At 60.9% G+C, this 8,912-nt stretch carries 6 protein-coding genes; 5 read left to right on the top strand and 1 reads right to left on the bottom strand.

Annotation, left to right across the window (positions count from 1 at the left end; translation table 11 throughout):
* The first annotated feature begins 203 nt into the window (after positions 1-203).
* The 3 genes from VGY55_06860 (at position 204) to VGY55_06850 (ending at position 2,302) form a co-directional block, all read left to right on the top strand.
* Complete coding sequence (locus tag VGY55_06860) at positions 204-758, top strand: hypothetical protein (GenBank protein ID HEV2969692.1); 555 nt, start codon at positions 204-206, stop codon at positions 756-758.
* Between the two features lie 410 nt (positions 759-1,168).
* The gene (locus tag VGY55_06855) at positions 1,169-1,420 is read left to right on the top strand and encodes a hypothetical protein (protein HEV2969691.1); all 252 of its coding nucleotides are present in this window, start codon (positions 1,169-1,171) and stop codon (positions 1,418-1,420) included.
* Between the two features lie 363 nt (positions 1,421-1,783).
* Positions 1,784-2,302: a DinB family protein gene (locus VGY55_06850; GenBank protein ID HEV2969690.1), complete on the top strand. Its 519-nt coding sequence runs from the start codon at positions 1,784-1,786 to the stop codon at positions 2,300-2,302.
* Between the two features lie 256 nt (positions 2,303-2,558).
* Here the strand turns inward: VGY55_06850 and VGY55_06845 are convergent, their stop codons facing one another.
* Positions 2,559-5,168 carry an NPCBM/NEW2 domain-containing protein gene (locus VGY55_06845; GenBank protein HEV2969689.1) on the bottom strand — a complete coding sequence of 870 codons (2,610 nt, stop codon included), beginning with the start codon at positions 5,166-5,168 and terminating at the stop codon, positions 2,559-2,561.
* A gap of 783 nt (positions 5,169-5,951) precedes the next feature.
* Between VGY55_06845 and VGY55_06840 the strand changes: the two genes are divergently transcribed.
* Both VGY55_06840 and VGY55_06835 read left to right on the top strand, forming a co-directional pair.
* A complete protein-coding gene (locus VGY55_06840; GenBank protein ID HEV2969688.1) occupies positions 5,952-7,673 on the top strand; it encodes a DmsC/YnfH family molybdoenzyme membrane anchor subunit in 1,722 nt (573 codons plus the stop codon).
* Positions 7,670-8,912, top strand: a 1,243-nt coding sequence (locus VGY55_06835) for a molybdopterin-dependent oxidoreductase (protein HEV2969687.1), incomplete at its 3' end; no start/stop codon positions are given. The genes VGY55_06840 and VGY55_06835, both read left to right, overlap by 4 nt.

Raw genomic sequence — 8,912 nt, 5'->3', positions numbered from 1 at the left:
GGCATTCCTTTGCGATTTACCGCCATTCCTGAATCACACTGTTTCGCGCGCAACCGCGCCGGCAATCGGTCGAGCGTGCGTTGTCAGCAGTTTCGTAAGTGGATCCGCCATAAGCGGCAGTGCCATTCGTTCCTGACTCTTCCGCGGCGCCGGCTGATCGAGACGGCCAGTGTTGGGGATCGGCGTTTGAGGAGAAAACGACAATGAAATCATCGACGGTAATATCGGTTCTCATCGCAACCATCGGGATCATTCTGTTCACCACCCTGTTGGTAACGGCCAATATTGGCGATGCTAGTTACGTGATCTTGGTGGGCATGCTGGTCCTTACATGTATTGCAATTCCGGTGCTAACGCGTTTACGCGAATTGGACCTCCGCAGCCTAAAACTGACGCTCGAAAGAATAGAAGCTGTGAAAGCAGGAATTGAAGAGCTTTACGGCGGGATCGAGCATCTCCGACAGACTCCACTAATCCTCGACAAAGTTCGAATGGAGAGTCTCGGTCTGCGCACCGGTAGCCTTTCGTTAGCCGACGCTGGAATGCGGTACACAGCGGGCTGTATCAGGCGCGAACTGGAGCGACTTGCACGGATATTTGTAAACGACAACACGCCGGAAAGGACCGCCGCGGCCATCTTGGATGGCACGATGGACGATCTCGTATTCAAATGGAACGGCCCAGAAGTGCCGTTGGACCAGCCGCCAACGTCTGTCGATAAGCGCAATATGGCCGCGAACAAAGCAGGTGGCGGCTAATCGCCATCGTGCTTGACGATGCCCATATTGAAAAAAGAAAGAAAGCGGCGTCAGGAACCGAAACAAGCGATTCGGTTGCTGCCGTCATTCTGCTTGCGGGATTGATCTGCCGTGGGGCAGCCGTGGTTGGGTTGCACGGAATTGAATTGGGCCGTTGGCCCTTTGGGACATGATGCGGGAATCTGTCCTGGGCCGTTGGCCCAATCTGGAATGGAGCGGGCCTTTGGCCCTGGCTGATGCAGAACCGCCGATGAGCGCCGATGCCCGCGGATTGGCGTGAATCTGCGGGTCCGTCTTCTCGGCGCCTCCGCGGCTTCGCGTGATAAACGGTCGGATGAGGGAGGAAACAGCGATTTGGAACCGACACGAGCGTGTTGGCCTAAAACTAGCCCCCGTGGTAGAGTATCAACATGACGCCAAAGCTCACGCCCGAACAATGCGAAGCGCTCGACCGAAGCGAAGGACCGTTGCCGGTCGAAGATGAGCGGACACATCGCGTTTATTATGTTGTCGACGAAACCACTCTCACGAGCCTGCGGCAGCAGGAAGACTTGGCCGCGATCCGCGAGGGCATCGCGGACATGGAAGCGGGCCGGGTGGTAACCCTCGAAGAACTCGACGCCCGTATCCGCACTCGGCTCGGCTTGCCGTCGAACAAATGAGATACATCGTCGTCACCACCGAGCGAGCCGCTCGGGAGATTGAGGACGCAACGGCATGGTGGGCTCGCGAGCGTTCAGTTGAACAAGCTGAACGATGGTATCAGGGCATCCGTGCGGCAATCGCCGGACTCGCAACCTCGCCCGAGCGCTGGGCCATCGCTGCGGAGCGGGAGAGGTTTCCCTACGAACTTCGCGAATTGCATTTCGGGCTCGGCTCCAAACCAACGCATCGTGTGCTTTTCACAATCGTTGGAAACACGGTGCTCGTGGTTACCGTTCGGCACGCTGCCCAAAATCGGTTTCGTCCGTGATGGGCCGTCATGCGGAATCGGGCCGCGGGCCCAGTCTGGTATGGAGGGGGACATGAACGACCTGATTCGAGATTCTGAGCATGAATTCCGGCGGCATCGGCAGCTTGCCGAGCGGGCGATGGTGCAATTGGACGACGAAGCGTTCTTTCGCAGGCCGGAGATGCAGGTGAACCCGGTCGCGCTGATCGTCAAGCATTTGGCCGGAAATCTGCGGTCGCGGTGGACCGATTTTCTAACGAGCGACGGAGACACGCCGAGCCGTAACCGCGACGATGAGTTTGTTCTGGGACCGAACGATAGTCGATCGCATTTGATGGCGCAATGGGAGGCGGGCTGGGCCGCACTTGAAGAGACGCTTAAGTCGCTGGAACCGTCGGACCTTGAAAAGACCATCACGATTCGCGGCGAACGGCATTCGGTGCAACAAGCGCTATTGCGCGGAATGAGCCACGTCGCATATCACACGGGGCAAATCCTGTATTTGGTACGTTTATGGAAGCCCGATGCGGCTTGGCTCACGATTGCGCCGGGGCAAAGCCTGAGCCACAAAGCATCGTACCGCAACGCCTGACGCTCAAATGGAGCTTGCCCTGCCGGAATCAGCTTTCATCGCCGGCGTTATGGCCCGGTCTCACGACCGTTCCATCCGACCGACCGAAGGTCTCCCGGACGCGTCCACGACTTACGGAGAGACCTTCGGTCGAACTCCGCGTCACAGGAGACCATGCCGCAACAGGCAAATCCGGCTGGGAGAAGGGGAGAGTCCTCGTTTTGCTCCGACAACCGCGCAAAAGGGGGACAGTCCCCGCCGGATTTGTTCGGCGTTCTTATTGCGAAACCAACTTCTCCAGCGGCCAGATCTTCAGGCCGCCGTCGTGCGAGCTGGAGGCGAGGGTTTTGCCGTCCGGCGAAAATGCGAGGCCCCCGACGAGTTGGAAATGACCGTACCAAGTGTGGACGATCTTGAATGTGTCGGCGGCGACGAGGTCGATCGAGCCTCCTTCGCGGCCGACCGCGAGCCATTTCCCATCCGCCGACAGCCCGATTTGGGAAACCAGATCGCCGCCGAGTTCCGCTTCCCGATATTTGCGTTCGGCAAGATTCCAGCGGCGGATCGTGCCGTCGTGGGCGACTGAGATGATTTCCTTGCCATCGGGAAGAAATCGAATGCGGCATTGCCCGTGGTCTTTGTCATCTTCGCCGAGCGGCTCCGCGGCGCGCTGGCCCGTTTCGGCGTCCCAAAGCCAGATCACGCCGTGGTCATTGGTCGTGGCCACAGTCTTCCCGTCGGGCGCGAAAGCGACGGCGAACACCTCGCGGGGATGCTTGAGAACGATCGGCTTTTCTGGATCGGCCAGACTCCAGATTCTTGCCGTCCCGTCGAGCGCGGTCGTTGCGCAGCGCTTCCCATCGCCGCTCATGGCGACGCCGGCGACATTGGCCGTGTGCCCCGTCAGCACCACCGGCGGATCGTTCGATCCGATCGTATAAACTTCGGCCTCGTGGCTGGCCGCTGGCGGCTCGGCGATCCATCGAATGATGACGGTCTTTCCTTCCTTGTCGGCCGCCAGCCCGCCGACATTCGGCTTGACCGGGATCTGCGCATCGATTCCTCGCCGCAGGTTGGCGACGTCCAAATGAGGATCGGCCCCACTGGTGATCAGCCGGTCGGATGTTCCCAGGAACGCGATGTTCCCCATCCAAGTGTCCGGATAAAACATCCCGTTAGCTTCATCAGAAGTTGCATCGCGATTAATCTGCGCGCGCTGAGAAACCATGCGCGCATAGGTGCCCCAAGGACGCCACGAAAACGTCGCCGGATCCATGCGAAGCAACAACAATCGGCTCATTTCGGAATCGCCAGAAAGGCAAGCCATGCAACAGGCGGCGTTGTAGAAAAAATCGCTCTCCGGATAATCGCGAAGGGCCACTTTGATTCCCGGAACCAGATCGGAGTATTTGAAACCGCTCTCGCGAAAGAAGTTCTCGATCAGGTAAGGAAGCTGTCCCGCGGCGATCCTGAAATACACCTCATCGCCCAGTTCCCCGCCCAACTCTTGCCGCATTCGGGCAGCGAATTTCTCGACGTCGCCCTTTTTGCCGAACCATTGCGGGAGGAAGCAGGTGGCCGCGGCATCGTAGAGATCATAATACCGCGGAAAAAGCCTCCGTCCTTCTTCGACAAGCGGCATGACTTCGTCCAGTGCGATGCCCTGCGAAAGGGCCATACTGATCAGACAACAGTACAAATGCGGATCACGATCCAAGGCTTGGGCTTGCTCGAAATACGCGCGAGCCTTCTTCAACCGCTCCTTGAATTTGGGCCAAGCATCTTCCGGCACGTTCTTGGCGTAATCGTGTCCGCGAGCCCGCCAGGCATAGTCAGTGTACGCACTGCCCAGCACAATCAGCGGAGTGATCGAGGCAGGTTGCGCCGTTCGCCAACGTTCCAAGCGGTCAAAATGCTTTTGCCAGCCCTCGTCGCTGGAGTCGACGGAATTGCTCAGACTTTCATAAAGCGAACCCAACAGGGACATCCCGCCGTAAGAGATATCGTGCTTGCGCAATTGCTTTGCCATCTCGTCCAGGTCGGCAAATTTCTCCGCCGCGAACAATTCGCGTATGGTCGCTTCCGCGGTAAATCCTTGCGCCTGTGCATCGAACCGCTCCGGCGAACACAAGTGAAGCGCCTCGGCCGATGGAACCTCGTCGGATACGTACGGCTCGACCCATGCGGCGTGTGCCGTCTCTTCAATTCCAGTCGTATTCGGCACAAACTGGACCTCTAGTCTCAGTACGTCGACCCCGCTCACGTCCAGCAAGCAGGGTTGACCAGTCGATCCGCCACGATAGCACAAGCAGGATTTCCAGAGCGTCTTTCCGTCGCCCAAGACGCGGAATTGCACTGGTCGCCCGGAGTTGCCACCGGCCGAGTCGTTCAACGCGACCGACGTGCGAAACATGCGGTACTTCTTACCGAGCGAGTATTCGACGTGCGCATCGGCGTGCATTCCAAGGCCATGATGCGAGCTGATGCCATTAATACGAACTACCCCGGGAGCACAACCGGCCAAGCCGTGCTTGCCGAATTTCCCCGCCCCAACGCTGACATTCGTCTCTTCGAGATCGCTTAACCAAACGCGAGTCGGCGGGCGTATTGGCGCGCTATTGATATCGACTTCGGGCGCTGGATCTTCCGCAGTTGGAGTTCCGTCTTCGGCCGGCTTGTCGCCGCCACCTTTTACGGCGGCGTTAGGCGTTGAATTCGCGCGCGTCTCGGCGGCAGCTTCCGGCGCTCTCTGGCAACCGATCGGTGCCATGCCGATGGCGGCAAGACAGATGGCCATCGTCAAGCGGCCAACCGCGCCGGCAGATCTTCGTAGCTCAGCCAACAACCTACCGAATTCAACGGCGGCGATCCGACTTCTTCTCGACATGGAAACTCTCCCCGGCGGGCTATCGAACGCTCGCATTAGAACGGCGCGACCGATCGGTCCATCCTAAACCGGCTCCACGGAGGGGGGCAAGGATCGAGAACTGAGTTTCGGAATCCGTCGACCTCGGGGTTCCGACATCGTGACGGACCGTGCCTGCCTCGCGGGCGGCGGTCGCGGCGCGAGTGGGCAACGAACTGATTGGCCGGAAACGTGACGGCGAATCGCGATTCAGCCGCGTTTGCGCAAGCCATCGGCGCGGCGCTAGTTACGGAAATCGGCCCGCGATGTTTGCGCGTCGCACGCGCTGGCTGGCACATCGGTTGCAATTGGCTGCTAGCGACCTTCTGCTCAGGACGTTTGGTTTGGTGCCCGAGTTCCCGGCGGAGCATGCTCGGGCATCCACTTGGCAATGTTTCTCACCAGGTGACGTAATGCTTCGCCTTTTCGCGCGTCGGCGTGATTGCCGATCGAGGTTCGCTTGCAGGAAGCCCCGTCTTCGACGTGCTTCCTATCTTGCATACGGCTCGAAGGGCCGACCTCCGCCTCGCACTTTCTCGCGCTAACGTAGCAGGCACGCTCCGCGTGCCGTCCGTGCGGTTCGCTAAATCTGCCTGCCGTTGGCGGACGTCGCACGGAGTGTGCCTGCTACCTATCGCCCACGTCACGGTTCGCCTCGGGCGGATTCGCCTCTGTGGTTCGAGAGCGAGGGAGCGCTCTTCTGCACGGGCGCATCCGTTGCGGCGAATTGGGTTCTCCACTTCTCACTTGCCAGATTCCCGGCCGATGCCCGTTATCGAGATTCCGCTGAGCGATGAAGTTTCGTCGCCCCCATCGGTCGACCAGTTCTCGCTGGTCGATTGGTATTTGGGCCGGCAGCAGGAAATGACGGCGGTGGAGGAGTTTTCCGAGGCCCAGGCTTTGGATGAATTGTCGCTCCGCTCGCGACGGTATGAGAAGTTGCTGCCAGCCAGCCCTCCTGCCGAGGGCGAGCAATATGCCTTCGAGGTCGATCTTGATGCGTGTTCGGGCTGCAAGGCTTGCGTCTCGGCCTGTCATTCGTTGAACGGGCTGGATGAGAACGAGGCTTGGCGCGATGTCGGTCTGCTGATCGGCGGGACGACCGATTTGCCGGCATTGCAATATGTCACGGCGGCCTGCCATCACTGTCTCGAACCGGCGTGCTTGACCTGCTGCCCAGTGCGGGCCTACGAAAAAGACCCGCGGACGGGGATCGTCCGGCATCTCGATGACCAGTGCATCGGCTGCCAGTATTGCATCTTCGCCTGTCCATACGATGTGCCGAAATACAATCGCAAAAAGGGGATCGTCCGCAAGTGCGACATGTGCAGCGATCGCCTGGCGGCGGGCGAACCGCCGGCTTGCGTGCAGGCTTGTCCGCACCAGGCGATTCGCATCCGTATCGTGCGGAAAGAGCAGGTGCTGGAAGACTGCGAGGCGAAACAATTCTTGCCCGGCGCGCCGGACCCGCATCGCACGCTGCCGACGACGAACTACAAGACACGGCAAGTCTTGCCGCGGAACATGCTGCCGGCCGACTACCATTCGGTCCGCCCGGAGCATGCGCACTGGCCATTGATCGTGATGCTCGTGCTGACGCAGCTTTCGGTTGGCGCGTTTCTCGTGCAATTGATTTTGCAGCGAACGGCCCTGGATGGCGGAGCGACATTCGGCCTGGCTGCCCAGGCGCTCGCGGCCTTGGGATTCGGTTTGTTGGCGCTAGGAGCGAGCGTGCTGCACTTGGGCCGGCCGCAGTATGCGTTTCGGGCCGTTCTCGGCCTCACTACCTCTTGGTTGAGCCGCGAGATTCTCTGCTTCGGGTTGTTTGCGGCGGCGGCGGCATTGTATTCAGCATGTGTGTGGCGCATCGGACCGACGCCGGAGGGAATCCGCGGCCCGGTCGCAGCGCTGGCCGATACCGTCGTGTTCTTCGGATTCGCGGGCGTGCTCTCGTCGGTCATGGTCTATCAGTGCACGGGACGCAGTCTTTGGAACGGCTGGAATACGGCCGTGCGATTCTTGACGACGATGGCGCTCTTGGGGCTGGCCGTGACGCTGGTGATCGCGCTGGCGACCGTCGGATTCGATAGTGTCGCCGGCCGCGGTATCCTCGCCGGCTACGGCGGTTCGTGCCTCGCCGGACTGATCGGCATCGCAGCGGCCAAGCTGCTGTTCGAGTTCGCCGAGTTCCGCCATTTGTGGCGAAAACAGAACACGGGGCTCAAACGGTCGGCGACGTTGTTGGCCGGCGAACTCGCGGCGGTAACCAAGGCGCGCTTCATCTGCGGGATCGTGGGAGGCATGGTCTTGCCGCTGGCGCTCGTGTCGCTAGGCCGGCAGACCGCAAGAAGTTCAGGGCCCGACGTCCTGATGGCGCTTGAGACCGGCAGCATGTTCGCCGTGCTATTGGCCGGCGAATTGTGCGAGCGCTACCTGTTCTTCGCAGCGGTCGTTCCGCCGAAGATGCCGGGAGGGCCGTCGTCATGAGCCGCCGCTACGATTCGGGTGCATCGACTTCGTCGACGGGCTTGCTCGGCCGGTTGCGCGGTCTGCTGCACGCGCCGAGCGGCCCGCTCACAAGGCAGTTGCAGCAGAGCGAAGCCGGCTTCGGACTGGGTCGGCTGCCGGCCAACCGGCTTCCCACCACGACCACCCGGACGATTTGCGGCTTCTGCTCGACCGGCTGTTCGCTCGACATCCATCTCCGCGGCGGTGAAGCGATCAATCTCACGCCGACGGTCGCTTACCCGGTCAACCTCGGCACGGCCTGCCCCAAAGGCTGGGAAAGCCTGGCGGTGCTCGACTCGCCGGATCGGGCTGTCACGCCGCTGATTCGAGACCATCGCGATCAAATGCGGCCAGTCGATTGGGACACGGCCCTCAAGACGTTCGTCCGCCGGCTTCGCGACGTGCAATCTCGATTCGGCGAGCACTCGGTCGCCTTCTTGAGCACCGGCCAGATTCCGACCGAGGAGATGGCCCTGCTCGGTTCGCTGGCGAAATTCGGCATGGGCATGCTCCACGGCGACGGCAACACGCGGCAATGCATGGCCACCGCCGTGGTCGCGTACAAAGAGTCGTTCGGCTTCGACGCCCCGCCCTACACGTACGCCGATCTCGAGGAATCGGACGTGATGGTGTTCGTGGGGGCGAACGTGTGCATCGCGCATCCGATCCTTTGGCATCGCGTGTTGCGGAATCCGCATCGCCCCGAGATCATCGTCGTCGATCCGCGGCGGACCGAGACGGCGATGCAAGCGACGCAGCACATCGCGCTGCGGCCGAAGTCTGATCTGGAATTGTTCTACGGCCTCGCCCAGATCTTGATCGCCGAGAACTGGATCGACCGCGAGTATATCGACGCGCATACGAACGGCTTCGCAGAGTTCGCCGCGTTCGTTGCCCCCTTTACGCCCGAGCGCGTCGCGGCGGCGACGGGAATCTCGGCCGACACGATGCACGAATTGGCCCGCAAGATCCACGAGGGCCGGCGCGTCTCGTTCTGGTGGACGATGGGCGTGAATCAGAGCCATCAGGGTGTTCGCACCGCGCAGAGCCTGATCAATCTGGCGCTCATGACGGGCAACATCGGTCGCCGCGGCACCGGCGCTAATTCAATCACCGGGCAGTGCAACGCGATGGGGTCGCGGCTCTTCAGCAACACCACGAACCTGCTGGGCGGCCACGACTTCACGAACGCCGACCACCGCGTGAAGGTGGCTCACG

This window comes from Pirellulales bacterium (genome assembly GCA_035939775.1).
GTDB lineage: Bacteria > Planctomycetota > Planctomycetia > Pirellulales > DATAWG01 > DASZFO01.
The sequence above is the reverse complement of the archived record's forward strand: the minus strand, read 5'-3'. Positions and strand labels throughout refer to the sequence as shown.